The following is a 25,425-nucleotide window of genomic DNA, read 5'->3' as shown; positions in this document are numbered from 1 at the left end:
GGACCCATCGCCGGCTGCTGCCCGAGGCGCGGTCGGCGTTCATTCGTACACAGGAGATTGGCAACAGATGAGTAACCGCAAACGCCTGCATATCGGCATGTCCCTGGCCCCCACCTGGCTCAGCGGAGATGCCTGGCGCCAGCCCGACAGCAATATCGAGGGTATCTACAGCGCCGACTTCGCCGTGGACATCGCCAAGCGCTCCGAGGCCGCACACCTGGATTTTGTGTTCCGCCCCGACGTCAGTTGCCTGAACATGGACGGCCTGGAAAGCGGCTCGGGTTTCGCCAGCCTCGACCCCACGGTGCTGCTGGCGTGCATCGCCCGGGAGACTTCGCACATCGGCCTGGTATCCACCGTCTCCACCACCTTTTTCCCGCCCTATGTGGTGGCGCGCCAGTTGCAGTCGCTGCACTGGGTGAGCAACGGTCGCGCCGGCTGGAACATCGTCACCGCCTTGCAGGGCCACGAGAACTTCGGCCTGGAGGCCATGCCCAGCGCGGACCAGCGTTATGCCCGGGCGGCGGAGTTCACCCGCCTGGTGCATGACCTCTGGGCCAGCTACCCCAACGACGCGCTGCTGCTGGACCGTGAGCATGGCCGTTACGCCGACCGTGCCAAGGTGCATCCGGTGGACCATGACGGTGAGCATTTTCGGGTGCGCGGTCCGCTCAACCTGCCGGCGTTCAAGGCGCGGATTCCGTTGATCCAGGCCGGCGCCTCGGACACCGGCCGCGACTTTGCCGCGTCGGTGGCCGATCTGGTGTTTGCCCCGACCCCGGACAAGGACGCCGCCCTGGAGCTGCGCCGCGATCTCTCCCAGCGGGCCCGGCGTCACGGTCGCAAGCCCGAAGACATTCGCCTGCTGCCCGGCCTGAGCCTGTATCTGGCCGCGACCCGGGAAGAGGCCCGGGAGCTGTTCATGCAGACCCACGGCCGTCCGGACAACGGACGCAAATTCGCCTCGATCAAGCAGATGCTCGGCCTGGACCTCAGTGACTGGCCCCTGGACCGCCCAGTGAGCGCGGCAGACTTGCCGGCCCCGGTGCACAACCCCGGCAGCCGCACCCATACCAACCTGTTGCGGCGTCTGATCGAGCGCGAGACCTTGCGCCTGGATGAATTGCTGCTGCGCCCGGAAGTGATTTCCGCCGCCCACTGGCAAGTGATCGGCACCGCCGAAGATGCCTTCGAACAGATCGTCGACTGGGCCGAGGCCGGTGCCATGGACGGCTTCATCGCCGCGCCCGGAGGCTCGATCCGTTCGATGCATATCTTCCTTGAACAGGTGGTACCGCGACTGGTGGCGGCCGGGCTGTTTCGCGAGGCCTACAGCGGCAGCACCTTCATGGAGCACCTTGAACAGCACTGATGGAGAGGGGAGCGTCCGCGCTGGACGTCCCCGGACTACCAATGGTCAACCAATTGCTTGACCTGCGACGCATCGTGGCAGCGCAGCAGCGCCTGACGAAAGCGTGGATTGGAAAACAGCCGGGCAGTGTCCGCCAGCAGTTCCAGGTGTTGCTGATCGGCGGGGGCGGGCACCAGCAGCACGAGGATATCGCTCACCGGCTGCTGGTCGGGGGCGGCAAAGGCCATGGCGGTCTGCGGCCGCAGGTACAACGCATGGATGCTATCGAGCTCGGCGAGCCGCGCATGGGGCACGGCCACACCGTCGCCGATGGCGGTGCTGGCGGCCAGTTCCCGGCGCCACAGACTGGCCGTGACCCCAGCGCCGGGCAGCTGTCGGGTCTCTTGCAGATGCTGGCCAACCTGTTCGAACAGGCACTGTTTGTTCGACACATGGACATCGAGAAGGATGTCCTCGACTTGCAGGTAGCGGGCAAGCTTGCTCATGGGCTTCTCCGGGCGCTTCAGGCTTGGCTCAAGGAGAATTGAAGCGCATTTGCCTGGCCGGGTCAGTGGCGGCCGGGCAGTCTTTACGAACTCTTTAGATCGCCGGCCCCCACCCCACATTCGCTCAGGGCGCCCTCGATAAAGTCGTTCTGGGCCACCTCAGGCATGGCCGGCAGCCGTTCGAACAACCCCTCGTCGCAGCCGCGCTGTATTTCGGCATGGTCCACTTCGACCACGTCCCAGCCGACACTCCCGGTCTCGACCATGGCCTTGATCATGCCGATTTCGCCGTTGTACTCGCCGGCCCGAACGCTAATCGAGTGTTGCTGCTCGAAGGGGGTGTAGAACGCCTGCTGCTGGGCTTGCTTGTTCAGCCCGCCGACGGAAACCACGGTCAGCGTATCGGCCTGGACGGTGCTGCAAAGCAGCGCCAGGGTCAGGCTGGCGAGAGCAGTTTTAAGCATGGCTGGTCTTCCTTCTTGTTGTTGTTTTAAAGATCGCGAGGGCCATCCTAGCCAGCACGGCTGCAGCTCATGAGGAATAAAAGGCGCGCTCAACGGGAGTTTTTTTCTCACGGCGTTGCACAGACGTCGCCCCGGTGCCAGCAGGCTGGGTAAGATCCAGAGACTGGCGCAACCCTGTACCGGGCACTGTGCCCGGACCATCGTCGCAGTGCGCCCGGGAGCCCAGACATGAACAACTTCACGGACTATCGCCTGCCTTCCCTGGATGCTCTGCTGGCCTTCCAGGCGGCCGCGCAGTTGCAGAGTTTCGAGCGCGCGGCCGATGCCCTGGCACTCACCGGGAGCGCCTTGCGCAAGCGTGTTGCAGGCCTGGAGCAACTGCTGGGCGTATCGTTGTTCGAGCGCCTGGGCGGCAGTGTGGTGCTGACCGTACAGGGGCAGGTCTACCTGGAGCAGGTCAGCCCGATCCTCGCGCAGTTGCTGGCAATCCCCGGGCATCAGCGTCCGGTGCAGCGCCAGCAACACCTGACGGTCAGTTGCCCGCCGACCTTCGCCCGTCAGGTCCTCATCCCGCGCCTGCAGGAGCACAGCCTGGCCTATCCGGACGTCGACCTGCAGATCCAGCTCAGTGCGCCCATGGGCAGTGTCGATGGTGGAGCCTGCGACGTGCTGATCAGTGGCGACAGCGCCGAGGTCGCGCCTTGTCAGCGGCTGCTCGACGAACAACTGCTGCCCATGGCCGCACCGGCCTTGCTGGCGCATTTCCCGGGCCTGGATCCGGTGCGGGATTTCGCCCGCTTGCCCTTGTTGCGTTCACCTCTGGAGCCCTGGCGGCCCTGGTTCATGCAAGCCGGCCTGGAACTCGTCGAACCGGGGCAGGGCCCGGCGCTGCTGGACCTGGGAATGATGCTTGAGGCGGCGGCCAAGGCTCAGGGTGTGGTTCTGGCGCGGCCCTCACTGGCACAGGCGTGGCTGGCCGATGGGCAGCTGGTGGCGATTGGCGAGGTGCGCAGCGAGCCCTCATTTCACTATCAACTGCGGGTTCGGCAGGCATCGCCGGCGGCGGAAGCCTTCAGCACCTGGTTGACCCGGGTCTGTCATGAAACCGTGCTTGAGGCGCAGGCACGCTTGAAGCATTCGCTGTAGGAAAGTTACGCCCGATAAGCGCGAAATCTTTTCCCGGTCACGCCTCGGGCAGGCCGTTAATCTCGCGCTGAACCTCAATCGGGAGCGGGCCAATGCCCATCATCACCTGTATCGAAGACTTGCGTGTAATGGCCCAGCGGCGGGTGCCGCGAATGTTCTATGACTATGTCGATGGCGGCTCCTGGACCGAGAGCACCTACCAGGCCAACCAGGCCGACTTCAGCGCGATCAAGCTGCGCCAGCGGGTGGCGCGCAACGTCGAGCAGCGCTCGCTCAGCGCTCGGCGAATGGGCATCGACATGGCCATGCCGCTGGCCATCGCGCCCACTGGCCTGGCAGGAATGATCCACGCCGACGGCGAGATTCTTGCCGCCCGCGCCGCCACCGCCGCCGGCATTCGCTACACCTTGTCGACGGTCAGCATTTGCTCCCTGGAGGACATCGCCCAGGCCATTGCCGCGCCGTTCTGGTTCCAGCTCTACGTCATGCGCGACCGCGGTTTCGTCGCCAGCCTGATTGACCGGGCCAAGGCCGCCGGTTGTGATGCCCTGGTCCTGACCCTTGATCTGCAGTTGAGCGGCCAGCGCCATAAAGACCTGAAAAACGGCCTGAGCATTCCACCGCGACTGACCCCCTCCAGTCTCTTGAATATCCTCGGCAAGCCGCGCTGGATCAAGGGGATGCTGAGTACCCGTCGGCACCATTTCGGCAACATCATGGGGCATGTCAAAGGCGTGGATGACAGGCGCCAGCTGGCTGAGTGGACTTACCAGCAGTTCGACCCGCGCCTGAGCTGGGACGACATTCAATGGATCAAGAAACGCTGGGGCGGCAGGTTGATCCTCAAGGGCATTCTGGATGTCGAGGATGCGCGCCTGGCGGCGGACAGCGGCGCCGATGCCCTGATCGTCAGCAACCATGGCGGCCGGCAGCTGGACGGTGCGCCTTCCAGCATCAGCATGCTGCCGGCGATCGTCGAGGCCGTCGGCGAGCGGATCGAAGTCTGGCTCGACAGCGGTATCCGCAGCGGTCAGGACGTGATCAAGTCCCTGGCGCTGGGCGCCCAGGGGGTCATGCTCGGGCGTGCACATCTGTATGGCCTGGGGGCGATGGGTGAGGCTGGAGTGGCCAAGGCCCTGGAGATCATCGCCAGAGAAATGGACCTGACCCTGGCCCTGTGTGGGCACACCGATGTGCAGCATCTGGATCACGACATCCTGTTGCCGGGTAGCTACCCTCTGCCCTAGGCATTGCGGCTCGCAGCCTGGCATGCAGCCGCCTGCTGCCAACCTCTCAAAGGGCCTCCAGAAAAGCCTTCAGCGCCTTCAGTTCGCTCCGGTCCAGCTCCAATACCTTGAATTGCGCTGAGGTCACGGGAAACAGCGGGTCTTGCAACTGTCCACCCTTGGGGACGGGTATGGGCATGCCGGCGTTGTAGAACAACAGCACCTGATCGAGGCTGCTGGCCAGCCCATTGTGAAACCAGGGGCCGGTATGGCTCACCAGTCGCAGTGAAGGTGTGCGAAAGCGCCCGATATCTTGCACCAGCCCGGTGACCTCATAACGCCCGAGGTCTTCGCGACGACGCCCATAGAAGGTCAGGCCTGCATTGTGGAAACGGTCGTCCTGCATCCCCGGACCGAAGTGGCAGTTCATGCAGCGCGCCTTGGTGCGAAACAGGTGCAGCCCCTGCAATTGCTGGTCGTTGAGGGCCTTCGTCTGCCCTCGCAGAAAGCGCTCGAAGGGGGTGCGTTGTGCAACCTGCAGCAGGCTGCGCTGATAAGTCGCCAATGCCGCCGCCACTTGCTCGGCCCCCAGCGCCTGTCCGGGAAATACCTTGGCGAACTGCGCCGGATAGTCCGTGCTGTCACGCAGCCGGGCCACCAGCTCCGCGACGCTGAAGGCCATCTCCTTCGGGTCGACGACCGGCATCAGGGCCTGCATCTCCAGACTGTCGGCGCGCCCGTCCCAGAACAGATGCCCGGCCAGGCCGCTGGCCACCAGGCTCGGCGCATTGCGCCGGCCCGCTGCACGGTCATGCCCGAATGAAACCCGGCGCCCATCGGCGAACCTCAGGTCCGGCTCATGGCAGGAGGCGCAGGCGATCTGCCCCGAACGCGACAGGCGCGGGTCGAAGAACAGCTGGCGGCCAAGGTCGGCCTTCTGCTGTGTGTAAGGGTTGTACTCCGGGGACGGCGCCCGCTCGGGCAAGGGGCCCAGCTCTTGCCAGGCCACCCCGGCATCCACCTGCGGCGCCGGCCACTGCGCGGAGGGCCGGCTGTACATTTCGCGCAGGCAAGCCGGTTCGCTTAGTGCGCAGGCACGCACCTGTTCCAGCCCGACCATCAACAACATGCCGAGCATGACCACAAGACTCTTCAGGGACCGGCGCATTTCAGAACGCGTACCCGACTTCGAGCCAGTACTGGCGGCCCACCTCATAGGTCGAGACCGAGTTGCTGTTGACCGTCTGGTTGGCATTGACCGACTTCTTGTCGAGCACGTTGAACACGTCGACATTGACGAACACTGTCTGGTCCTTGGCGGTGGGAATGCGCCAGCCCAGGCGCGTGTCCCAGGTCAGCGCTGCCTGGAATTTCTGTTCTTCCCAGACATCCACCGAGGTCCCCATGTAGTCCACATTGCGTCCCGTGTCGCCAATGCGCTTGTAGCCGGCGCGGTAGCGCCAGAAGTTGCTCCACTGCAGATTGGCTTGGGGGATCTGGGTAATGGTGGTCAGGCGGGCCGTCCAGGGCCGGTTGAAGTTGCTGGCCGGGCGGTCGTCATAATTGATGAAGCTGCCCTGGTACTGGATGACGTTGTTCTGGTAGTACAGGTTTTCGGCAGCGACGTAGGTCGGCGCGGAGGCCTTGCTGTCGGTCCAGTTGAGCGCCAGTTGCCCGCCGGTCTGGGTGCCCAGCAGTGTCCAGCGCTGCAACGGCGTCACCGTCAGGGTGTAGGTGTCGGTCTCGCTCTTGCCGTCGTTGGTGTAGGTGGTGTAGTTGCTCGCCAGCGTCGGGTCCGTGGAGGGCTCGCCCAAGGTCTTTCCGGACACCTGCACCACCTGGTCGCGGCCCTTGCGATTGACATACTTGAGGGCATATTCGACCCCGGCCCATTGCTGCACCACGCCCAGCATCAGCTCATCGTCGTAGGGAATGTCCAGCTGATTGAAACGCACCTGGTTGGCGGCGTTGGACTTGACCACCCAGGGTTTGTCCAGGCTGTCGCGGGTTTCGTTGAAGCGCAGGCGGTTGCGTCCGTCTTGCAGCTGCCAGCTGCTGACACTGCGCCCGTAGTAACGGTTGACGCCGGCATTGAGCAAGGTGGTGCGGTCACCGAACAGGTCATATTCGAGGGAGAAGCGCGGCGCCCAGGTGGTCTTGTCCATGTAGTCGTCGCTGTCCACGCGCACGCCCGGGCGCAAGGTCAGTTGGCCGATGGTGATCTCGTCCTGCAACCAGCTGCCCCAGGAGGTGGTGGTGAAGTCGAATTCGCCGGTGGCGTAGCGGGTACGGCTCTTCATGTACTGGCCCGCCCAGCCGTTCAGGGTCCGGCCCATGTTGCAGGCGACGCTGTCGGTAACCCCGGCGCTGTTGGTGCAGGTTGTGGTCGCCGCGGGGGCAACATAGGTGCTGCTGTCGGTCAGGCGCTCGTAGCGCACGTACTGGCGGGAGAATTCCAGGCCGGTTTGCGGACGGTGAGTCATGCCCAGCCAGTCGACGCTGCGCCAGTCGGCATTGAGCTTGTACTGCCAGGTACGTTGCTGCTGCTCGATATCCCCCCAACCGCCTTCAAGGGTATTGGCGGTGGGCTTGTTGCCGATGCCCCAGTCCTTGGTGGTCGACTTGCGCCAGGTCCAGTAGTCGGCCGAATCCGACTGGCGGCTCTGTTCCTGGCCGCTCCACGCCAGGTTCTGTTCGATGCGCGCCAGGTCGCCATCCCATATTGTGCGCAGGTTCAACTGGGTGCCGCCGGCCTTGTTGTCATAACCCGAGTTGGCCACGTTGGCACGCAAGTAATGACTCTCCTCTGGGGCATGGGTCACGCTGGTCTCGACAGTGAGCTGATCGCTGGCTTTCCATACCGACTTGAGGAAGTAGTTGTCGATGCGCCGCTTCTGCTTCTCCTCGTGAAAGCCCATTTCCTCGACATTGTTGTAGGAGTAGAAACCCAGCGGGATGGTCGAGCGCTTCTGGCTGAAGCTGCCGAGCAGGCCGAAATTGTCGGTCAGGTGGCCCTGCAGCGTGCCGCGAACGGTGACCTTGTCGAACTTGGGCTGCTCGTCGGGAGAGCCGGAGTTCTGCATGCGCAGCTCTTCGCTTTCGTCGATGTGATATTTAGTCCAGGCGGAACGGGTGGTCTGCACCGAGAACTTGCCGTGCAGTGCCTGGGTTGGCGCACGGGTTTGCGCATCGATGACGCCGCCGTTGAAGCCGCCATAGGCCGCTGGCACGTTGCTGTCCAGGACCGTGATGTTCTCCAGCAGGTCGGTGTCCAGTGCCAGGCCCTGGCTGCGCCCCGGTACCGCGTCCAGAAGTTGTACCCGGTCTTCGGCCGGATCGATGTCATTGTTCATGTTGATGCCATCGATCAGGAAGGCATTCTGGTAGAACTGCGCCCCGTTGATGCTGATGTTGGCCGGGCCGATTTCCCCAGGGGTCTTGCTGCTGAGCTGGGCATCGTCGAACTGCACGTTGGGATGGCTGCGCAGCAAGCTGGTGATGTCGCCATTGCCCGCCGGCATGGCTTCGATCGTCGCGCGGTCGATACGAGTCTCCCCCTGAGGCAGCACCCACTCGCCAGGGACCTTGGTATTGCCCAGGCGGACCGGATCGGTACGCGGGCGAGTCGCCCGTTGCACCATCAGCGCATCGTCACCGACGTAAATCCACTCCAACTGGCTGCCCTTGAGCAGTTTTGCCAGCGCCTGCTCGGCGCTCAGCTCGCCCTGTACCGCCGGAGCGTTCAGGTTGAGCAGCAGTTGGCTTTCGACGCTGATCTGCAGACCGGTCTGCTGTGCCAGCGCCATCAGCGCCGTGCTTAACGGCTGGCGCGCGATGTCGATGCTATGCCGTGTGCGCAGGTCACTGGCCAAGGCCGGCAAGGACACCGCCAGCCCTACTGACAGCCACAATAGCCGCGCACTGCGCCGGCAACCCTGAAGACCCTGTGGGGGGAAAATGGACATGCTCTGGTGGACTCCCCGATAGTGCGAATAATACGCACATGCTAATGAGAATAATTATGATTAACTCAGCGGGGCAATAAACGAACGGCGATCGAGAACTTCCAGAAAATTGTGAAATTTATTGTTTTACCGGTACTTGCGGCTCTTCGCGGATCAGGGTGAGGTACGGCCCCCATTGACTGAGGCGCCCGCCCAGTGGGGCGATCGCCAGCTGCAGCGCGCTGACTGGCGAGCGCAGGTTCAGCGAAGCGGTGATACGCCGCTCGCCCAGCGCAGGGTCCGCCAATAGCAGTACACCGGGGTAATAGTCCTGCAGCGCATCAATCACCTCGGAGAGCGGCCGGTCATTGACCAGCAATTGCCACTGGCGCCAGGAGGCAACCTGGCCAGGCAACAGCCGACCGCGTTGCGGCGGGCCCTGGTCCAGGCCGAGGCGAAGGCTATCGCCCGGGCCCAGAGCCGGCACCGCGAGTTCGCCGCGTCCATCGCGAACCTGGACTGCGCCGCTCTGCACCGCCACCACCACGGCGTTGCGGCTGAGGTCCACGTCGAACGCGGTCCCTACGACCCTGACCTTGATGTCCGCGGCCTGTACCGTGAACGGGCGCGCGGCATCGTGGCTGACCTCGAAGAACGCCTGTCCCCGGAGTAGGGTGACCGCCCGCGTACCGGGTTCGAAGTCCACTCCAATAGCGCTGTCGCTGCCCAGTTCGATACGGCTGCCGTCACTCAAGAGCAGCTGTCGATGCTCGCCGGTTGGGCTGGTATAGGCGGTCGGAGGCCTAGGTCCGAGCAACAACAGCACACAGGCCGCCAATGCAAACGCCTTCAGTGCCCGACCCGGCCAGTTGCGCCGGGCCTGGATCGGGGTTGGCAAAGGCTGGGGCGCGGGTGGCTCCAGCGGCTCCAGGCCGCCAGTGAGCAACCAGATTTTCTCGGCCTTGCACCAGGCCCGGGCATGGCGCTCATCAGCGGCCAGCCAGCGCGCATGGGCCTGTTGCAGTAAGGCGTCATCCGGCGCGGCGTGGCATTGCAGTAGCCAATCCATCGCCGCCTGCCACACCGGGTCGTCCTTCAGTGAACCGGATACAGGTTGAGGCAAGGGGGTATCAGTCATCGGCCAGGTGCTCCGCACAGTGGGTCAGTGCGTCACGCACCAGCTGGTGCGCCAAGCTGGTGGAGATCTTCAGCTCAACGGCAATTTCCTGGAAGGTCATGTGTTGCAGACGATGCATGTGAAAGGCCCGCCGTGTGCGCTCCGGCAGCAATGTCAGGGCATCCTGCAGCAGGCGCAACTGGTCGCAGTGCAACGCCTGATGTTCCGGTGACGGCGTACTCGAAGGCAGTTCGTTCAGCAGATCGGCGCCATCGGGATGACGGTTTTCCAGGGTCGAGCGCCGCAGTAGGTCAAAGGACAGGTTGCGCACGATACGGTACAGGTAGCCCACCGGGTTGCTCGGCTGGGCGGCACTATCAGCCTGGCCGCAGAAGCGCAGCCAGGCCTCCTGGACCACTTCTTCGGCTTGCGCCCGGCAACCGACAATGGGCGCCGAATAGTCGACCAGCGCGGTGCGATGGGAAAGGTAGATCTCGAGTTTATCGCTGAGATAAGACACGGCGGCGATCATTCAAGGCGGGATCAGGCCAGGGGGGCGGAATTCTATTCTTAATCACAAATGATTATCAAATACATTTGGGTGAGCCCTGATAAGTACCTCCCGGGCAAGTCTTGCGCTGGGATGGCCTTGCTTGAGGGCATTTTCTGCAGTTGGCTCAGTTGCTCATGGGGCAGGCGGACCGCGGCTTGCCACATTTTGCGCCGCTGATTGTCGTAGCCGTAGCGACTGGTGAGGCTGCCCAGGGCGTGGTTGTTGTTCTTGCAGCAGGCGCAAGCCTTGCCAGAGGAGGGGCGTGTCTTGGGTCTGGCCGCTTTGCGTGACGGCATTTAGCAATGCGTCGCCCGAGGGCGTCGTAGTGGTAACGGGCTTCGCTGTGAAGGGTCGCGCCGTGCCGGGTCTGGGCATGATCAGGCGGTTTTCGCAGTCGTAGGTAAAGCGTTGCGTTGCGCCGTTGGTGCAGCTTTTTTCGCTGAGGTTGCCCCAGTCGTCGTAGGTAAAACGCAGGTCTTTGAAGGCGACCAGGCGGTTGTTCTGGATGCGATCGAATTGCCAACTGCCGCTGCCGCAAAGGTTGCCGGCCGGGTCGTAGGAAAAGTCTTCGGTGTGCAGTTGCGGGTGGTTCGGCTGGCGGCTGCGCAGTTGGCCGCTGGCGTCGTAGTGGAAGTCGGTGATACCGCGCTGTTTGTCGACGATTCTTTGTACTTCACCGCCGTCGCTGTAGTGATAGCGGCGGTGCAGGGCGGTGGCGGGATGTTGTGGGAGGCCGAGCAGGCTGTCGGTTTTTTCCTGCAGTTGGCTTAGTTGCTCGTGGGGCAGGCGGATCGCGGCTTGCCACATTTCACCTAGTGTGCGTCTGAAACAACCCCTTCAGGGGATTGGCTATTAACCATGGCTACTTTACGAACCATAAACGCCTATATCTAAAGCGTGGCCGATTTGAAAAGGGCTATCCGTGAATTTATCGAAGCTCATAACGAGCACTCAGCCAAGCCCTTTAAATGGAACAACACGGCTGAGAGCATCATCAGTTCGGTACATAAAGCAAAGCTGAGTGCGATCAAAAATAAGTTAATTGATTAACCGCTCAGGCTATTAGTCCTATTAATCGCACTAAAATATCTAAACCATTAATATCTGCTGATTTAATTTAGCTTTGTGCTCTGCAACCAATCCTTGATCCACGAGTTTTTCATTAGCTCAGGTGATACATTTTCTAGAGCTCGAGAAAACTCACTTATCACGCTGATCAACAAATGCTTTAGATGAACTATAGGGATGTTCTCGATCATTGGGTTCGGCTGCCAACTTGTTTGGCTTGTGCAGACTGCTACGTAATTTTCCTTCGAAGGACTGAAAGATATAAGTCGCTCAACCCCCTGCTCATACAGATCAATTTCAAATGCAAGACTCGAATTTATTGCCCGAACAGCATCGGGCATTTGCTCGAGAAAAACTGACAAATCTGTTCCTATGTCAACAGGCCATTTTTCTTGGCCGAAACCAGAAATACTAAAATATCCAGATAGTTCCAGCTTTTTACAGGCGTCCATTAAAATGGACCTCACATCATCATCTTCAACGTTATATCTACGGAATGGGGAAGTTTTTTTTAGCTTGTCAAAAAACTTCAGCTCTATATTGAAATTCGACATTATTACTCCAAGACAGGATAGGAAGTTCTGATCTCATTTCCTCTAGGGACGACAAGGGCATGCTTAGCTTGAGTAATACTGCCATCTGGCTTTATGACTTGCCCTAATCCCTCAGGGATAGGAATTTTCGTTGGCTTAGTAACATTGACATTGCTGAGTAACTCTGCAGTCTGCTCATTATTAAGCCATTGCCCTTGATTGTTATTTGTTCCACGAGCTCTATCCATTAATCGTTTTGTGTTTTTTGCTCCTGCGCCATGTTCGTTAAAGGTGTGACCGTATTTTTTAACGCTCTTCCAATTAGATGTAGATTTGGAAGCACATAAACCCCACGGATCAACCCACCCCAACGCATTCGGCGCATACCGATACAGGTTTTCCCCACCCGCCAACCCAATCGGGTCCTGCGTGGTAAACCGTCCCACCGTCGGATCGTAGTACCTGAAGGTGTTGTAGTACAGCCCGCTTTCCCGGTCGTGGTACTGCCCCTGAAAGCGCAGATTCTGTTCCACCGCATTCGGTGATAACGCTTCCAATCCGCCCCAGGCTTTGTAGTACGCGCGCCACACCACATGCCCTTGGGCGTCGGTCATTTCCTGCGGTGTGCCGATCTGGTCGGTATGGAAGTAGTAGGCCTGGCCGGGGTGTTCGGGCAGCTTGGGATCTGTGTCGATGCGCGCCAGGGGCGCGTAGCTGTCCGGCTCGTAGACGTAGGTGCTGTGGCGCTGTGGTTGTTGTTCTTGCAGCAGGCGCAGGCCTTGCCAGAGGAACGTCGTGTCTTGGGTTTGGCCGCTTTGCGTGACGGCTTTAGCGATGCGTCGCCCGAGGGCGTCGTAGTGGTAACGCGCTTCGCTGTGCAGGGTCGCGCCGTGCCAGGTCTGGGCATGGATCAGGCGGTTTTCGCAGTCGTAGGTAAAGCGTTGCGTTGCGCCGTTGGTGCTGCTTTTTTCGCTGAGGTTGCCCCAGTCGTCGTAGGTAAAGCGCAGGTCTTTGAAGGCGACCAGACGGTTGTTCTGGATGCGATCGAATTGCCAACTGCCGCTGCCGCAAAGGTTGCCGGCCGGGTCGTAGGAAAAGTCTTCGGTGTGCAGTTGCGGGTGGTTCGGCTGGCGGCTGCGTAGTTGGCCGCTGGCGTCGTAGTGGAAGTCGGTGATACCGCGCTGTTTGTCGACGATCCGTTGCACTTCACCGCCGTCGCTGTAGTGATAGCGGCGGTGCAGGGCGGTGGCGGGATGTTGTGGGAGGCCGAGCAGACTGTCGGTTTTTTCCTGCAGTTGGCTTAGTTGCTCGTGGGGCAGGCGGATCGCGGCTTGCCACATTTTGCGCCCCTGGCTGTCGTAGCCGTAGCGACTGGTGAGTGTGCCTTGGGTACGCAGGGTTTCGCGGTGCAGGGCGTCGCGCTCGAAGTCGCTGATCAGGTGGCCATCGAGGTTGATCTGGTGCAGGTGGCCGCTGCCGTAATAGAGCTGGTTGAGCTGGCGAGCGTCGGGCAAGGTCAGCCCGGTGAGGTTGCCCAGGGCGTCGTAGTGGTAGGCAAGATTGCCGGTGCTGCTGCTTTCGCTCAGCAGTTGGTCGGCGGCGTCATAGCTGAAGGCCAGGCGGTCGGAGCGGATGCCCAGGGCGTCGCCCACCTTGCTTGGCAGGCGTTCGACGGCGATCAGACGGTCCGCGTCGTCGTAGTGATAATCCAGGCGAGCATCGCTCGTGACCCGGCTGAGCAGACGCCCCGCGGCGTCGTGTTCGAATTGTTGCTGACGAGTGACTTGGACCAGGGTCGGGCTGGTGGCGATTTCTTCCAACTGGCTCAGTTGGCCGTTGAGGCTATAGCTGAAGCGGCGGCGCAGGCCATCGATACGCACTTCTTCCTTCAGGCGATCGCTGGCGTCGTAGCTGAAGCGGTAGGCGGCCTTGTTTTCATTCAGCAGAGCGATCAGGCGCTGGGCTTTGTCGTATTGATAGTGAACCTGCTGGCCACGGGCGTCCTTGCGTTGGCTGGGCAGGCCCCGGGGCGTGCGCGCCAGGCTGGTGGTGTGGCCATCGGCATTGGTGTGGCTGAGCAACTGGCCAAGGGCGTTGTAACGGTACTGGTCATGGCTACCGCCTGGATGGTCGACGCGCAGCACTTCGCCATCGGCTTTGCGGGTCAGACGCGTGGTGCACTTCAGGGCATCGGTGATGCTCGCCAGGTGCAGGTGGCTGTCGTAGCCATAGCGCGTCAGTTGACCGGAACAGTCCTGGTATTGCTCGATCTGCCCCAGTTCGTTCCACCATAGTCGGGTGTTGTTGCCCAGCGGGTCGATGCGGGTGTGGGGCAGGCCGGCGTCAGTGTTGAAGAACTGGGTCACCTGACCCAAAGGGTCGGTGCTGTCGAGCAGGTTACCGTGACGGTCATAGCTCCAGCGCTGGCAACTGCCATCGGCACGCTCGATGGTGGTGATCAGGTCGGTGTCCAGGTGATAGCTGTAACGGATCGAGCGGCCCAGGGGATCGGTTTCTTCCTCCAGTCGCGAGAGCTTGTCGTAGGTAAAACTCAAGGTGCTGCCGTCGGGCAACTCCAGGCCGGTCATGTTGCCGGATTCATCAAGCTGGAAACGGTACTGCTCGCCACCAAAGTCACGGCTGGCGATAACTCGCCGACCTTCGTTGTAATCGATCCGTGCAGTACGACCGAGCACGTCTTTGATATGAGTCTGACGCTGTGCCAGGTCATAGCTGAACAGGTAGCGCTCACCGTCACTGGTCCAGTGCTCGGTGACCCTGGGCTGACCGTCGTTCAGGGTCGCCCAGCGGTAGTGACAGCGCAGGCCCAGGGCGTTTTCGTGGGCGACCATCAGGCCCTGGTCGTAGGCAAAACCTCGCACCCGTTCGCCGTTGCGGTTGATGACTTGGCGCAGTTGGCCGTTGGCGTCGTATTGGTAATGCACCAGGGTTTCGACAGGCTGGTTATCGACGACCCGTTCGACTCGGCTCAGGCGTCGTTCGTGCTGCTCGTAACATAGGTGCAGACGAATGCCGCCCGTGGCGCACAAGTCGCTCAGACGCTGCTGACCGTCATAGCTGAAATTGAGAAAGTGACCGAGGGCGTTTTCGATACGCCGCAGGGGAGATGGCTGACCGTCGTCGGCCAGCTCACCGAAATAGAAGAAGGTGTTGTCGAGGCTTTGCAGCAGATAGTGCCCACCTTCGGAGCGCACCACGAACAGTTGTTCGTCCGTCAGGTAGGCGCGCTCGCCGGGCTCCAGTTGCGGCAAGGGCAGGTCACGCCCCTGGTTGTCGCGCAGGTACAGTTGCTGGTCTTCCAGGCGCAGGTTTTGCTCCCAGGGCAGCACCCAGCCGCGCCCGAGCAAGCCTTCGTGGGTAAGGTCACTGGCATAGAAGCGCGCCCAGGTGATGGGCATCAGTCCTGGCAGGCTGAAGTCGGTTTCGCTCTCTTCAAGAAGCAGTTTGCGCCCGCTGATGGCGTCCACCGGATTGCCGAACAGGGCACCGGCCACGCGGCCAATAGCCGGACCAATGACGAAGCGTCCTGCCAGTTCACCCGCGACAAACCCGGCAGCAAATTTCAATGCACAAGGGGCGACGGCCTTCAGGCCAATTTTACCGGCCGTCAACGCCAGTTTCAGTAGGCCGCCGGCGGCGCCGGCCACGGCCATGAGGATATCGACGGTGGTGCGCAGCCACTGCGGAATCTCGTCTTCGATCTCCAGGTACTGCTCTTTTTCGGCGCCGATAAAAACGCTGTCCGAGCCGCTGTCGATGACGCTGCCGCAGGTCAGCTTGTCGCCCTTGCGCGCCGCCGGCAGGCCGTTGATAAACACCTTGGCCGAGCCCTCCGCCACCATCGGAGGAGCCGGATGCTTGGTGCAGATACCCAGGCTATCCTGCACTTGTGCGGCATTCAGGCCATTGATGAATACGTCCGGCGAACCGCTGCTGATGCCCCCGGCGGGGGCCTTGGACATTCGCCCAATGGCTTCGCCCGCGGAGGTCAGTGCCATACCTCCCACACCCGCAAGCACCCCGGCCAGCAAGGCAGTGCCAAATCCGCAGGTGGCGACGGTGAGTATGGCCACGGCCGCAATCAAGGCGATCCCCAACGCCGCCCCCACCAGAAACCCCACCAGCGCGTTGCTGTGGGCCAGTTCGTCGTTTAACCGTGCCGCTTCAAACATGCTTGGCCTCCCAGGCCTCTCGTTCCTTGAGTGCGCAGGCGCCTTATGGCTTGGACGGGGATGGAGGATGGGCCTCAAAGCTCGCCAGGACGTCTGTCCACAGCTGATTCAATGAGTCGTCAAAGGGCTGCTGGCTAGTGGCCGAAAACACCAGCACGCGCTGCGGCGAGACGATGAAACCGGCCTGCCGCTGGTACACCGGACGCCCGTCGCTCTGGTAATGGGCGTCGACTTGCAGGCCCGGTACCGGCGACTGCGTCGAAAGCCAGACCTCTTGCAGGTCCTGACGTTTGTATTTGCGCAACTTGGCGGCAATCAGGCCGACCTGGCGCTCGACATACTCCGCCAGGCTTTCCCCGGGCAGAGTGATGTCCCGGGACAGGGTCAGGCTGAAGGGCGCGGGCAGGGTTACCCCCGGGACGAACATATTGACGCTGCGATCTTGAAAGCCACTGGGCAGCGTGAGTTTTCCTTCCTGGATCAGGTAGTCCATGGGTGCTTGCTCTTGGGAAATGAAGGTCAGGCGGTGGGTGCCGGTGGTGGAGAGAAGGCAGCCTCGACTTCGGCATCGATGTTGCCTTTGACGCCATCCGTTTCGGGGGCGGTGGTTGCGGCGCCGCCGGGCATATTGATGTCGAGCTGACCGCCGGTATTGATCTGCGCGTCGCCGGTCACCGAGAAGTTGAACTTCGAGCCATAAAGGTTGATCTCCCCACTGGCTTTCATTTCAAAAACGCTCTGGCCGCAGACCAGGCGTATTTTTTCCCCGGCTTCGATCAAGTACTGGGTGCCGATGCTGTCCTTCTTGGTGGTGCCGACTTGCAGGGTGTCGTCGACCTTGACCGTTCTCAGGCTGTTCTGGCCGACGGTGATGGTTTCGTCCTGGCCGACCGAGTGCACACGGTTGACACCGACCCAATGGCTTTCATTGTTCTTGACGGTGCAGTCCTGATCGCGCTGGGCATGGATGTAGATTTGCTCCTGGCCGGCGCGGTCCTCGATGCGCAACTCGTTGGACCCCTTGCCCCCCAGGCTGCTGCGGGTTTTGAACACGCTGCGGGTCTTGTTCGCCGGCAGCGGGTAGGGCACCGGCGTGTGCTGGTTCGGTACGCAACCGGTCACCAGCGGCTGCTCGGGATCGCCGCCGATAAAGCTGACCAGCACTTCCATGCCGATCCGCGGGATGATCACGTGACCAAAACCTTCACCGGCCCAACTGGTGGCCACGCGCACCCAGCAGCTGGAGAATTCATTGCGTTGGCCTTCGCGGTCCCAATGAAATTGAATCTTTATCCTTGAGTGTTCGTCGCACCAGATTTCCTCGCCCGCAGGGCCGGTCACCAACGCGGTCTGGCTGCTCAGGCGAGGCTTGGGGGCCGGCTCTTGCGGCCGAAAGAAGATCTCGCTGGGGATGGCGCTGAAGTGGTTGCGGTAACCCTGGGTAAAGCCGCCGCGGCGGTCGTCGCCGGTGACCGACTCTTCCAGTACCTGCGGCTGACGCCCCTCGTGTTCAACGCTGACCAGCAGCCACATCTGGTTGTACTCGCTGCGCGGATGCGCGGTCAGGGTCACCAGATGGCCGCAGCGAAAGCTCGCTAGATCGCCCTGACCCTTGGCCAGTTGGTAGTCGGCACGGTGGCCTTCAAGGGCGATCTGGCTCAGATGCTTGCCCACTGCGCCGGTGTTGTAGCGGCCCGGGTAGCGATAGTCCTCCAGGATCGGCGCTGCCTCGCTCTGTGCGGAACTGTGCAGGGTGCTGGGCACCGGATCGAGCTTGGCGCCGTTGGACGCGCCGCGTGGATCGGGCTTTTTCAGGTCGTAGTCGCGGCGCACCACCTGGCTGGTGCGGGTGCTGAAGCGCACCGCGAAATGACTGACCACCGGGTCTTCGGCAGCCAGGCCGCTGCCTTGTTGATAGCGCGCATGGGCCAGGATCGGGTAGTCGGTCTGATTGTCGGAGAACACCAGCAGGTGCTGGTCGGGCCTGTGTTCGTGGTGCCAGTGAATGCCGTCTTCGAAGCACAGACGTTGTAGAAACTGGAAATCCGTCTCGCCGTATTGCACACAATACACCCGGGGCAGCGACGGCTTGGGGGCAATGTTGAAGCGGTATTGGTCGGCGAGGATGCCGTGTTCCTTGAACACCTTGGCAATGATCTGCGGCACCGTCAGGTTCTGGTAGACCCGTTGGTTGTGGCGGTGCTGCAACTGGTAAAGGTGCGGGCGCAGGATCAGGTGATAGTGGGTCATGCGCTTGCCGCTGTCGCCGATTTCGATGTCGTCGATCAGGCCGTGGATGCCTTCACCCTTGAGGCCGAACTGCAAGAACGCCGGTTGGTTGAGCAGGCTTTCCAGATCGATGTTGGGGTTGTCCGAAACCAGCTCGATATGGATCGCATACAGCTCGCTGATGGCTTCGCGGCCCTTGAAGGCCAGCACCTTGAAGTCGTGGCGAACAGAAGGGATGGACAGCACGAAATGCGCAGTGTCGGCCGGCGCGAACATAGGCTCATCCTTAAGCTTGAGAGAGGCCAGACCCGTGCCGTACCTGGCCCGGGTGCAAAGTGGCGCTCAACCTAGCAAAGGGTGCGCAAACGCTAATATGAGACGAGTCTGGAAAGTCAGTTGAATTTTCCGCACCTGGCTTGGCTTTCCGCAGCAAGCAGCGAGGTTATGACTGACCCACTCAGGTCATGACCCCGCTCAAGCTCACTGGCTGCATCAGTCGAAGCGGGCACCGATGACTAGCCGGTTAAACCCTGGCGGCATACATGGCGCTTCCTGGCCCTAACGATTGAACCACTTGCCTTTCAACCAATTGGTCCTGGCCAGCTCCACCACCTCGTCACCACGCCCGCTCATCACGGCCTTGAGCATGTACAGGCTGAAGCCCTTGGCCTGTTCCAGCTTGATTGCCGGCGGCATGGCCAGTTCCTGGGTGGCGGTGATGACGTCCACCAGCACCGGGCCGTCGTGAGCCAGGGCGGTGCGCAGGGCGCCTTCGAGCTCTTCGGAGTTCTCCACGCGCAGGCCGAGGATGCCCATGGCGTTGGCCATGGCGGCAAAGTCCGGGTTGTGCAGGTCGGTGCCGATGTCCAGGTACCCGGCGGATTTCATCTCCATGGCCACAAAGCCCAGGGAGGCGTTGTCGTAGACCACGATCTTCACCGGCAGCTTGAGTTGGGCCAGGGAAATGAAATCCCCCATCAGCATGCTGAAACCGCCGTCGCCGGACAGCGAGATCACTTGGCGCCGAGGGAAGGCGGCCTGGGCGCCCATGGCCTGGGGCATGGCGTTGGCCATGGAGCCGTGGTTGAAGGAGCCCAGCAGGCGGCGTTTGCCGTTCATCTTCAAGTAGCGTGCGGCCCACACCGTGGGGGTGCCGACATCGGCGGTGAAGATGGCATCGTCGTCGGCCAGTTCGCTGAGCAGGCGGGTGAGGTATTGCGGGTGGATCGGTCGCCCGGGCGCTGAAGGCTGGGCCAGGTCGTCCAGGCCCTGGCGCGCCTTGGCGTAGTGCTGCAGCGATTCTTCGAGGAAGCCGCGATCGCCCTGGTAGGGGAGGCGCGGCAGCAGGGCGGCGAGGGTTTCGCCGACGTCGGCGGCGATGCCCAGGTCCAGGCTGACGCGTCGGCCCAGGGCCTGGGGGTTGCGGTCGATCTGTATCACGCAGGCGTCGCTGGGGTAGAACTGGCGATAGGGAAAGTCGGTGCCGAGCATCACCAGGGTGTCGCAGTTGAGCATGGCGTGGTAGCCGGAGCTGAAGCCGATCAGGCCGGTCATGCCGACGTCGAAGGGGTTGTCCCATTCCAGGTGTTCCTTGCCGCGCAAGGCATGCACCACCGGGGCGCCGAGGGCATCAGCCAGAGCCACGACCTGATCATGGGCGCCGGCGCAGCCACTGCCGCAGAGCAGAGTCACGGCCTTGCTCTGGCTCAGCAGCTCCACCAGTCGGTCCAGGTCCTGGGGGGCGGGCAGGGTGCGCGGCGGGTGCAGCGTCGGCCAGGGCTTGCTGGTGGCGGGCACCTGTTGCAGGGCCACGTCACCGGGAATCACCACCACCGCCACGCCGCGATTGAGGATCGCGCTGCGCATGGCCCGGTGCAGCACCTGCGGCATCTGCGCCGGGTTGCTCAGCAGTTCGACGAAGTGGCTGCACTCCTTGAACAGCTCCTGAGGGTGGGTTTCCTGAAAGTAGTCGAGGCCGATCTCCGAGGAGGGGATCTGCGCGGCGATGGCCAGCACCGGTACATGGTTGCGATGGCAGTCGAACAGGCCATTGATCAAGTGCAGGTTGCCCGGCCCGCAACTGCCGGCGCATACCGCCAGCTTGCCGGTGGCAGCGGCTTCGGCACCGGCCGCGAAGGCCGCCACTTCCTCGTGGCGCACGTGCATCCACTCAATGGTCTGCATGCTGTGCAGGGCGTCGGTGAGGCCGTTGAGGCTGTCGCCGGTCAGTCCCCAGATGCGCTTGACCCCGGCCTGCTCGAGGGTGTTCGCCAGTTGTCGGGCAATGCTGATGTTCGCCATGGAATGCTCCTGCTGTCCGATCAAGAAGTGGTCGCGATCAAAAGAGGACAGCAGGCAAGGGCGGATGATTCCGCAAGACTGTGGTGTCAGCCCAAACGTGTCGGGCGGCACGAGGCAAGCTCGGCACAGCATTGGCCCAGCAGCAGCTCCTGGCTGATCAGGCGGCCGATGGTGGGCGCCAGGGTCACTCCGGCATGCATCACCGCCAGATACAGGCCCTGGTACTGCTCGCTCGAGCCAATGATCGGCAACTGGTCGCGGGGCATCGGGCGCTGACCAACTTCAACGCTGCGCAGGGCTATCTCTTCGGCGCCACGGAACAAACGGCGGATTGTGGCCATGGCTTGCTGCGCGATGGCTTCGGGTCCTTGAGGGCCGCTGTCGTCGATGTAGTCTTCCGCCGCCAGTAGGCTGCCGTCCGCCGCTTCGCGAATCTCCAGCAGGTTGTTGGAAACCAGGGTCTTGACCAGGCCGGGCGGGGCATCGAAGCGGATCAGGATCGACGGCGAGGCCTGCACTGGCAGCTCGATTCCCAGGGGCGCCAACAGCTCAGGGGTGGCGCAGCCCGCTGCCAGGACGACGTGGTCGGCAAGGCAAGGCCCGGCCGCAGTGGTGATGCCGAGCACGCGCCGGCCCTCTACCAGCAACCCCTGTACCGGCGTCTGGGTGAGCACCCGGGCGCCATGGGCGCGGGCCCCTTCGAGCAGGGCCAGGGTGGTGGCTACCGGGTCGAGACTGCCTTCGCCGGGGGCGTACCGGGCTCGCTCCGGCAGCACTTGCAGATTGGGTTCAAGCGCCCCGATCCGGGCACGGTCGATCCAGTGGGCGGACGACATCGGCTCTTGGTCATCGGTGTCTGTCGAGTCCTGGCCGGCCTCGGCATAGGACAGTGCTCCCGTCCATTGAATCGGCAACCGGGGCAACTCCTGCTGCAGGCGCCGGTAGTCCGCCAGCGCCAGGGAGCGCAGCGGCCGAGCGGCTGCCGGGAACTCGCCGTGGGGGTTGATCCAGGCAAAGGAATGACGGGTGACCCCGGAACCTGGAGTGGCTTGCTCGATCACCGTGACCTGCGCGCCCTGTCGGGCCAGGTGGTAAGCGATGGATGCACCGACAATGCCGGCACCGACCACAATCACATTTGAAGGCTTCACGCTGACCTCGTCTGCTGAGGGCTGTACCTTAATCGGCCGTTTATTGCGCCAGCAATTTATTGAATGTTATGAAATTGCAAGCGGCGGGCCGCTGCCCGTTTTGGCAGCGGCCCATGGGGCCAGCCGGCAACCCCATGTTTCATTGGGCTTTCAGCACCATGGGGCAGGGGGTTGCGCATCAGCCGGCCCACCACCAGGGCCCCAAGCAGGGCGAGAATGCCTGCCACTGTCAGCACCAGTCCGAAGCCGCCGACAAAGGCTTGCAGGGCCAGGGGTTCAATCAGGGCGCGGGCGCTTTCCGGCAGGCTCGTCAAGGCGCCCTGCATATCCCCGGCCACCACCCGCGAGGCGATGTCCGGCGCCTGGGCCAGCCAAGGCCCGGGCACCTGGCTGAGGCTGCCTTGCAGCCGTTGCTGGGTATGGCTGGCCAGTAATGCACCGAACACGCCGATGGCCAGCATGATGGCGCTGAAGCGCATGGTGGTGCTCATGCCCGAGGCCATGCCGGTGCGTTCCCGGGGCACGCAGGCCATGATGTTTTTCTGTGTGTCGCCGTTGAGCAGGCCGGCTCCAGCACCGGTCACGGCAATCGCCATCGCGAAGCTCAGATAGCCCCCGGCATGCACCGCCCAGGCGCTGAGCAGGTTGCCGCAGCCCACCAGGGTCAGTCCGGCGGCCATCAGGGCGGCGGGGGTGTAGCGCCCGGCCAGGCGGGCGCCGATCCGGGGGCAGATCAGCATGGTCAGGGCGAAGGGCAGCATGCCCAGGCCCGAGGCAATGGCGGAGAAGCCCAGACCGTTCTGCAGGTAGAAGGGCAGCAACGTCATCATCACTTGGGCACAGCCGGCGTAGGCGAACATGCCCAGCAGGGCGCCGATGAAACGCGGGTGGCGAAACAGCTGCAGGTCGACCATGGGCCGGCGTTGCAGGCGCTCGATCAGCACGAACAGCCCCAGCAGCGCCACGCCCGCCAACAGCCGTGTGGTGGTGGCCGGGTGGCTCCAGCCGATGCGGTTGGCTTCGATCAGGCCCCAGATCAGGCACAGCAGGCTGGCGCTGAAGGCCAGGCTGCCCCAGGGGTCCAGGCGCGCTGCCTGGGTATCCCGGGATTCCGGTACGTTGCGCAGCACGCTCCACAGCAACAGGGCGCCTACCGGCAGGTTGAAGTAGAAGATCCAGCGCCAGCCGAAGTATTCAGTGATCAAGCCACCGACCGTGGGCGCGGCGGTCATGGCCATGCCCATGCAGGCACCCCAGAAGGCCCAGGCCTTGGCCCGCTCCACTTCGTCATGGAAGGTATGGCCGATGGAGGCCAGGGCCGACGTCAGCAACAGCGCTGCGCCGACGCCTTTGAGGGCCCTGGCGACGTCCAGCAGCAAGGCGTTGGGCGCGGCGCCGCAGCCCAGGGAGGCGAGGATGAACAGGCCGAGGCCGCAGAGCAGGGTCCGTTTGCGCCCGAAGCGGTCTGCCAGGCTGCCCGCCGGCAGCAGCAGAGCGGCGAAGGCCAGCATGTAGGCACTGACCACCCATTCGATGTCGGCGAAGTTGGCCCCCAGGTCGCGGGCGATGCTCGGCAGGGCCACGGCGACGATGTTGGTGTCGAGAACGATCAGCGAACAGACCCCGGATGCGGTCAGCAGGGTCAGGCGCGGGTTGATGGCGCGGCTCATGGCGCGGTCTGCCGACTGAGGGTGGCGAGGGCGGCCAGGGCGATTTCATCGTCGTGGGCCGGGGTGTCGGCGCTGACCCCGATGGCGCCGATCACCTGGCCGTCGACGATGATCGGTTGTGCGCCTTTCATCATCAGCAGGCCGGCGCTGAGGGCGGCGGGGCGGCCGCCATTGACGGCGTTTTCCAGGTCCCCGGAAGGCCGTTTGAACAATGCCGAGGTGCGTGCCTTGCCTTGGGCCAGCTCGATTCCGGCCACCACCGGGGCGCCGTCCATGCGTGCGCCGAGTATCGGCCAGCCGCCGTCGTCGACGATCACCACGGCGCAGGGCCAGCCCTTGGCCTGGGCGGTTTGCTGGGCGGCCCTGAGCAGGCGCTGGGCGTTGTCCAGGGTGAGGATTGCCTTGTGGGCAACGACAGGCCGGCTTTCCTCGGCTGCCGCGGTCTGCAGCACGCAGCAGCTGATCATTGCCAGAAACAGGGGTTTGACGCGCATGGCAGAGGCTCTCTACTGTGAAGGTTTGCTCAGCTTATCCCGGCCTTTAGCGGTCTTTGTTAGCCGCTGGCGAGCAGTTCATTACCTTTGAGCTAATGCCAATCATGGAAATTCGTCACTTTCGCTACTTCCTGGCAGTGGCCCGGCAGCGCAATTTCACCCGCGCCGCCGAGCAATTGGGGATCGCCCCGCCAACCCTCAGCCGACAGATCCAGGACATGGAAAAAGCCCTCGGCACCCGGCTGTTCCTGCGTCAGCAGCGTGAGGTCAGCCTGACTGAGGCCGGCGCCACCCTGCTGCTGGAGGCCGAGGCCACGGTGCGCCAGTTCGAGTTCGCCCAGCGCAACGCCCAGCGCGCCGGACGCGGTGAGATCGGCCATATCGAATTGGGCTACGTGGCCTCGGCGGTGTATTCCGGGCTGTTGCAGAAGCAGGTGCAGGGCTTTGGCCGCGACTGCCCGGACGTCAGCCTCAACGTGCGCGAGTGCCCAATGGCGACGCTGCCGGCGCGGATTGCCGATGGCCGCCTGGACGTGGGCTACATCCGCTCGCCCATGACCCTGCCGGAAGGCGTCGAGGCCATTCGCCTGGATGCCGAGGGCTTTGTCCTGGCGCTGTCCGATGAATCCTGGCTGTGCCGCCTGCCGCAGATCGCCTCCGAACACCTGCTCAATGAAACCTTCATTCTTCCGGAGCAGATCAGCGGCACCTTGCAGGTGGCGGCCCAGGGCGCCTACGCCCCCAAACTGGGGCCCCAGCCCGGCGGCCTGGTAGCGGTGCTGGCCCTGGTGTCCCTGGGGCAGGGCGTGGCGGTGGTGCCGGAGTCGGTGGTGGGCCACATCAGCCTGCCCCATGTGTTGTACCGGCCGATTGGCGGCAGCTCGGCGACGTCCTGGCTGTCGCTGATCCACCGGCGTTTTGAACAGGCACCGGCAGTGGTGCGCTACATCGAACAGGTACGGCGCGAGTACCGCAGCAAGGCCTGAAGCGGCATGTTCAAGCGACGGTCCGGGTTGCATAATTCCCGGGCCATTCTTCTAGCTTCAGGAGCTGCGCCTTCGATGATCGACCACCTTGACCACCTGGTACTGACCACCATCGACCCGGTTGCCGCCGAGGACTTCTACGTCCGCGTGCTGGGCATGCAACTGGAGACCTTTGCCGGCGGGCGCAAGGCCTTCAAGTACGGCCGGCAGAAGATCAACCTGCATGTGCGTGGCCAGGAATTCGAACCCAAGGCCCACCTGCCGGTACCGGGCGCGCTGGACCTGTGCTTCATCGCCAGCGTGCCCCTGGAGCAGGTGATTGCCCATCTGCAGCGGGTCAACTGGCCGATCATCGAAGGCCCCGTGTTGCGCACCGGAGCCACAGGGCCGATCCGCTCGGTGTACCTGCGGGACCCGGACCTGAACCTCATCGAGATTGCCGAGCGGGTGTAGGGCGGCTACGGGGGCGGTACGGATAAACTTTTGTAATGAT

The 25,425-nt window shown here is 62.8% G+C and carries 20 protein-coding genes and 1 pseudogene; 6 read left to right on the top strand and 15 right to left on the bottom strand.

Features of this window, described 5'->3' with window-relative positions; genetic code table 11:
- Positions 1-67 precede the first annotated feature (67 nt).
- Positions 68-1,372: an NtaA/DmoA family FMN-dependent monooxygenase gene (locus P7C00_RS19875; protein ID WP_404937187.1), complete on the top strand. Its 1,305-nt coding sequence runs from the start codon at positions 68-70 to the stop codon at positions 1,370-1,372.
- A 35-nt stretch (positions 1,373-1,407) separates the two neighbouring features.
- On the opposite strand, the gene P7C00_RS19870 is transcribed toward P7C00_RS19875, so the two are convergent.
- Positions 1,408-1,857, bottom strand: a complete 450-nt coding sequence (locus tag P7C00_RS19870; RefSeq protein WP_346635359.1) for a PTS sugar transporter subunit IIA — start codon at positions 1,855-1,857, stop codon at positions 1,408-1,410.
- 83 nt (positions 1,858-1,940) lie between these two features.
- Complete coding sequence (locus P7C00_RS19865) at positions 1,941-2,321, bottom strand: hypothetical protein (RefSeq protein ID WP_404937186.1); 381 nt, start codon at positions 2,319-2,321, stop codon at positions 1,941-1,943.
- 228 nt (positions 2,322-2,549) lie between these two features.
- Between P7C00_RS19865 and P7C00_RS19860 the strand changes: the two genes are divergently transcribed.
- Both P7C00_RS19860 and P7C00_RS19855 read left to right on the top strand, forming a co-directional pair.
- Positions 2,550-3,467, top strand: a complete 918-nt coding sequence (locus tag P7C00_RS19860; RefSeq protein WP_346635361.1) for a LysR substrate-binding domain-containing protein — start codon at positions 2,550-2,552, stop codon at positions 3,465-3,467.
- Between the two features lie 92 nt (positions 3,468-3,559).
- A complete protein-coding gene (locus P7C00_RS19855) occupies positions 3,560-4,714 on the top strand; it encodes an L-lactate dehydrogenase (protein WP_404937185.1) in 1,155 nt (384 codons plus the stop codon).
- Positions 4,715-4,760: 46 nt separating this feature from the next.
- Here the strand turns inward: P7C00_RS19855 and P7C00_RS19850 are convergent, their stop codons facing one another.
- The 5 genes from P7C00_RS19850 to P7C00_RS19830 form a co-directional block, all read right to left on the bottom strand.
- Positions 4,761-5,861 (bottom strand): cytochrome-c peroxidase, encoded by a 1,101-nt coding sequence (locus P7C00_RS19850; protein ID WP_404937184.1) that lies wholly within the window; start codon positions 5,859-5,861, stop codon positions 4,761-4,763.
- A 1-nt stretch (position 5,862) separates the two neighbouring features.
- Positions 5,863-8,658 (bottom strand): secretin and TonB N-terminal domain-containing protein, encoded by a 2,796-nt coding sequence (locus P7C00_RS19845; protein WP_346635364.1) that lies wholly within the window; start codon positions 8,656-8,658, stop codon positions 5,863-5,865.
- A gap of 118 nt (positions 8,659-8,776) precedes the next feature.
- Complete coding sequence (locus P7C00_RS19840; protein ID WP_346635365.1) at positions 8,777-9,775, bottom strand: FecR domain-containing protein; 999 nt, start codon at positions 9,773-9,775, stop codon at positions 8,777-8,779.
- Positions 9,768-10,286, bottom strand: a complete 519-nt coding sequence (locus P7C00_RS19835) for a sigma-70 family RNA polymerase sigma factor (protein WP_346635366.1) — start codon at positions 10,284-10,286, stop codon at positions 9,768-9,770. Before P7C00_RS19835 ends, P7C00_RS19840 begins: the two co-directional genes overlap by 8 nt.
- Before the next feature lie 153 nt (positions 10,287-10,439).
- Complete coding sequence (locus tag P7C00_RS19830; RefSeq protein ID WP_404937183.1) at positions 10,440-11,114, bottom strand: RHS repeat domain-containing protein; 675 nt, start codon at positions 11,112-11,114, stop codon at positions 10,440-10,442.
- Between the two features lie 87 nt (positions 11,115-11,201).
- Here P7C00_RS19830 and P7C00_RS19825 point away from each other — a divergent pair.
- Positions 11,202-11,357: pseudogene (locus P7C00_RS19825) on the top strand (IS630 family transposase); the annotation flags it as partial.
- Between the two features lie 62 nt (positions 11,358-11,419).
- On the opposite strand, the gene P7C00_RS19820 reads toward P7C00_RS19825, so the two are convergent.
- The 8 genes from P7C00_RS19820 to P7C00_RS19785 all read right to left on the bottom strand — a co-directional run bounded on the left by P7C00_RS19820 (position 11,420) and on the right by P7C00_RS19785 (position 23,946).
- Positions 11,420-11,929 (bottom strand): hypothetical protein, encoded by a 510-nt coding sequence (locus P7C00_RS19820; protein ID WP_404937182.1) that lies wholly within the window; start codon positions 11,927-11,929, stop codon positions 11,420-11,422.
- A gap of 2 nt (positions 11,930-11,931) precedes the next feature.
- Positions 11,932-16,101, bottom strand: coding sequence for an RHS repeat-associated core domain-containing protein (locus P7C00_RS19815; RefSeq protein ID WP_404937181.1), 4,170 nt, complete (start codon positions 16,099-16,101; stop codon positions 11,932-11,934).
- Between the two features lie 43 nt (positions 16,102-16,144).
- Positions 16,145-16,594 carry a DUF1795 domain-containing protein gene (locus tag P7C00_RS19810; protein ID WP_346636205.1) on the bottom strand — a complete coding sequence of 150 codons (450 nt, stop codon included), beginning with the start codon at positions 16,592-16,594 and terminating at the stop codon, positions 16,145-16,147.
- 26 nt (positions 16,595-16,620) lie between these two features.
- Positions 16,621-18,606, bottom strand: a complete 1,986-nt coding sequence (locus tag P7C00_RS19805; protein ID WP_404937180.1) for a type VI secretion system tip protein VgrG — start codon at positions 18,604-18,606, stop codon at positions 16,621-16,623.
- Between the two features lie 282 nt (positions 18,607-18,888).
- Positions 18,889-20,631: a ubiquinone-dependent pyruvate dehydrogenase gene (gene poxB / locus P7C00_RS19800; protein WP_346636207.1), complete on the bottom strand. Its 1,743-nt coding sequence runs from the start codon at positions 20,629-20,631 to the stop codon at positions 18,889-18,891.
- 86 nt (positions 20,632-20,717) lie between these two features.
- On the bottom strand, positions 20,718-21,782 hold the full coding sequence (locus P7C00_RS19795) for an NAD(P)/FAD-dependent oxidoreductase (protein WP_404937179.1): 1,065 nt from the start codon (positions 21,780-21,782) through the stop codon (positions 20,718-20,720).
- A gap of 56 nt (positions 21,783-21,838) precedes the next feature.
- The gene (locus tag P7C00_RS19790) at positions 21,839-23,452 is read right to left on the bottom strand and encodes an MFS transporter (protein ID WP_404937178.1); all 1,614 of its coding nucleotides are present in this window, start codon (positions 23,450-23,452) and stop codon (positions 21,839-21,841) included.
- Complete coding sequence (locus tag P7C00_RS19785) at positions 23,449-23,946, bottom strand: heme-binding protein (protein WP_404937177.1); 498 nt, start codon at positions 23,944-23,946, stop codon at positions 23,449-23,451. Before P7C00_RS19785 ends, P7C00_RS19790 begins: the two co-directional genes overlap by 4 nt.
- A gap of 104 nt (positions 23,947-24,050) precedes the next feature.
- On the opposite strand from P7C00_RS19785, the gene P7C00_RS19780 reads away from it, so the two are divergent.
- Positions 24,051-24,932 (top strand): LysR family transcriptional regulator, encoded by an 882-nt coding sequence (locus P7C00_RS19780; RefSeq protein WP_185073525.1) that lies wholly within the window; start codon positions 24,051-24,053, stop codon positions 24,930-24,932.
- A 75-nt stretch (positions 24,933-25,007) separates the two neighbouring features.
- Entirely contained in the window at positions 25,008-25,385 is a 378-nt protein-coding gene (locus P7C00_RS19775) for a VOC family protein (protein WP_404937176.1), read from the top strand.
- Positions 25,386-25,425 lie beyond the last annotated feature (40 nt).

Source organism: Pseudomonas sp. JDS08PS003, from assembly GCF_045013505.1.
Lineage (GTDB): Bacteria > Pseudomonadota > Gammaproteobacteria > Pseudomonadales > Pseudomonadaceae > Aquipseudomonas > Aquipseudomonas protegens_B.
This window is presented reverse-complemented; position numbering and strand designations above follow the sequence as displayed.

Bases quoted from the DNA above. Each gene is read 5' to 3' on its own strand.
- P7C00_RS19875 (WP_404937187.1), top strand. From the start codon at position 68: ATGAGTAACCGCAAACGCCTGCATATCGGCATGTCCCTGGCCCCCACC.
- P7C00_RS19870 (WP_346635359.1), bottom strand. From the start codon at position 1,857: ATGAGCAAGCTTGCCCGCTACCTGCAAGTCGAGGACATCCTTCTCGAT.
- P7C00_RS19865 (WP_404937186.1), bottom strand. From the start codon at position 2,321: ATGCTTAAAACTGCTCTCGCCAGCCTGACCCTGGCGCTGCTTTGCAGC.
- P7C00_RS19860 (WP_346635361.1), top strand. From the start codon at position 2,550: ATGAACAACTTCACGGACTATCGCCTGCCTTCCCTGGATGCTCTGCTG.
- P7C00_RS19855 (WP_404937185.1), top strand. From the start codon at position 3,560: ATGCCCATCATCACCTGTATCGAAGACTTGCGTGTAATGGCCCAGCGG.
- P7C00_RS19850 (WP_404937184.1), bottom strand. From the start codon at position 5,861: ATGCGCCGGTCCCTGAAGAGTCTTGTGGTCATGCTCGGCATGTTGTTG.
- P7C00_RS19845 (WP_346635364.1), bottom strand. From the start codon at position 8,658: ATGTCCATTTTCCCCCCACAGGGTCTTCAGGGTTGCCGGCGCAGTGCG.
- P7C00_RS19840 (WP_346635365.1), bottom strand. From the start codon at position 9,775: ATGACTGATACCCCCTTGCCTCAACCTGTATCCGGTTCACTGAAGGAC.
- P7C00_RS19835 (WP_346635366.1), bottom strand. From the start codon at position 10,286: ATGATCGCCGCCGTGTCTTATCTCAGCGATAAACTCGAGATCTACCTT.
- P7C00_RS19830 (WP_404937183.1), bottom strand. From the start codon at position 11,114: ATGTGGCAAGCCGCGATCCGCCTGCCCCACGAGCAACTAAGCCAACTG.
- P7C00_RS19820 (WP_404937182.1), bottom strand. From the start codon at position 11,929: ATGTCGAATTTCAATATAGAGCTGAAGTTTTTTGACAAGCTAAAAAAA.
- P7C00_RS19815 (WP_404937181.1), bottom strand. From the start codon at position 16,101: ATGTTTGAAGCGGCACGGTTAAACGACGAACTGGCCCACAGCAACGCG.
- P7C00_RS19810 (WP_346636205.1), bottom strand. From the start codon at position 16,594: ATGGACTACCTGATCCAGGAAGGAAAACTCACGCTGCCCAGTGGCTTT.
- P7C00_RS19805 (WP_404937180.1), bottom strand. From the start codon at position 18,606: ATGTTCGCGCCGGCCGACACTGCGCATTTCGTGCTGTCCATCCCTTCT.
- poxB (WP_346636207.1), bottom strand. From the start codon at position 20,631: ATGGCGAACATCAGCATTGCCCGACAACTGGCGAACACCCTCGAGCAG.
- P7C00_RS19790 (WP_404937178.1), bottom strand. From the start codon at position 23,452: ATGAGCCGCGCCATCAACCCGCGCCTGACCCTGCTGACCGCATCCGGG.
- P7C00_RS19785 (WP_404937177.1), bottom strand. From the start codon at position 23,946: ATGCGCGTCAAACCCCTGTTTCTGGCAATGATCAGCTGCTGCGTGCTG.
- P7C00_RS19780 (WP_185073525.1), top strand. From the start codon at position 24,051: ATGGAAATTCGTCACTTTCGCTACTTCCTGGCAGTGGCCCGGCAGCGC.
- P7C00_RS19775 (WP_404937176.1), top strand. From the start codon at position 25,008: ATGATCGACCACCTTGACCACCTGGTACTGACCACCATCGACCCGGTT.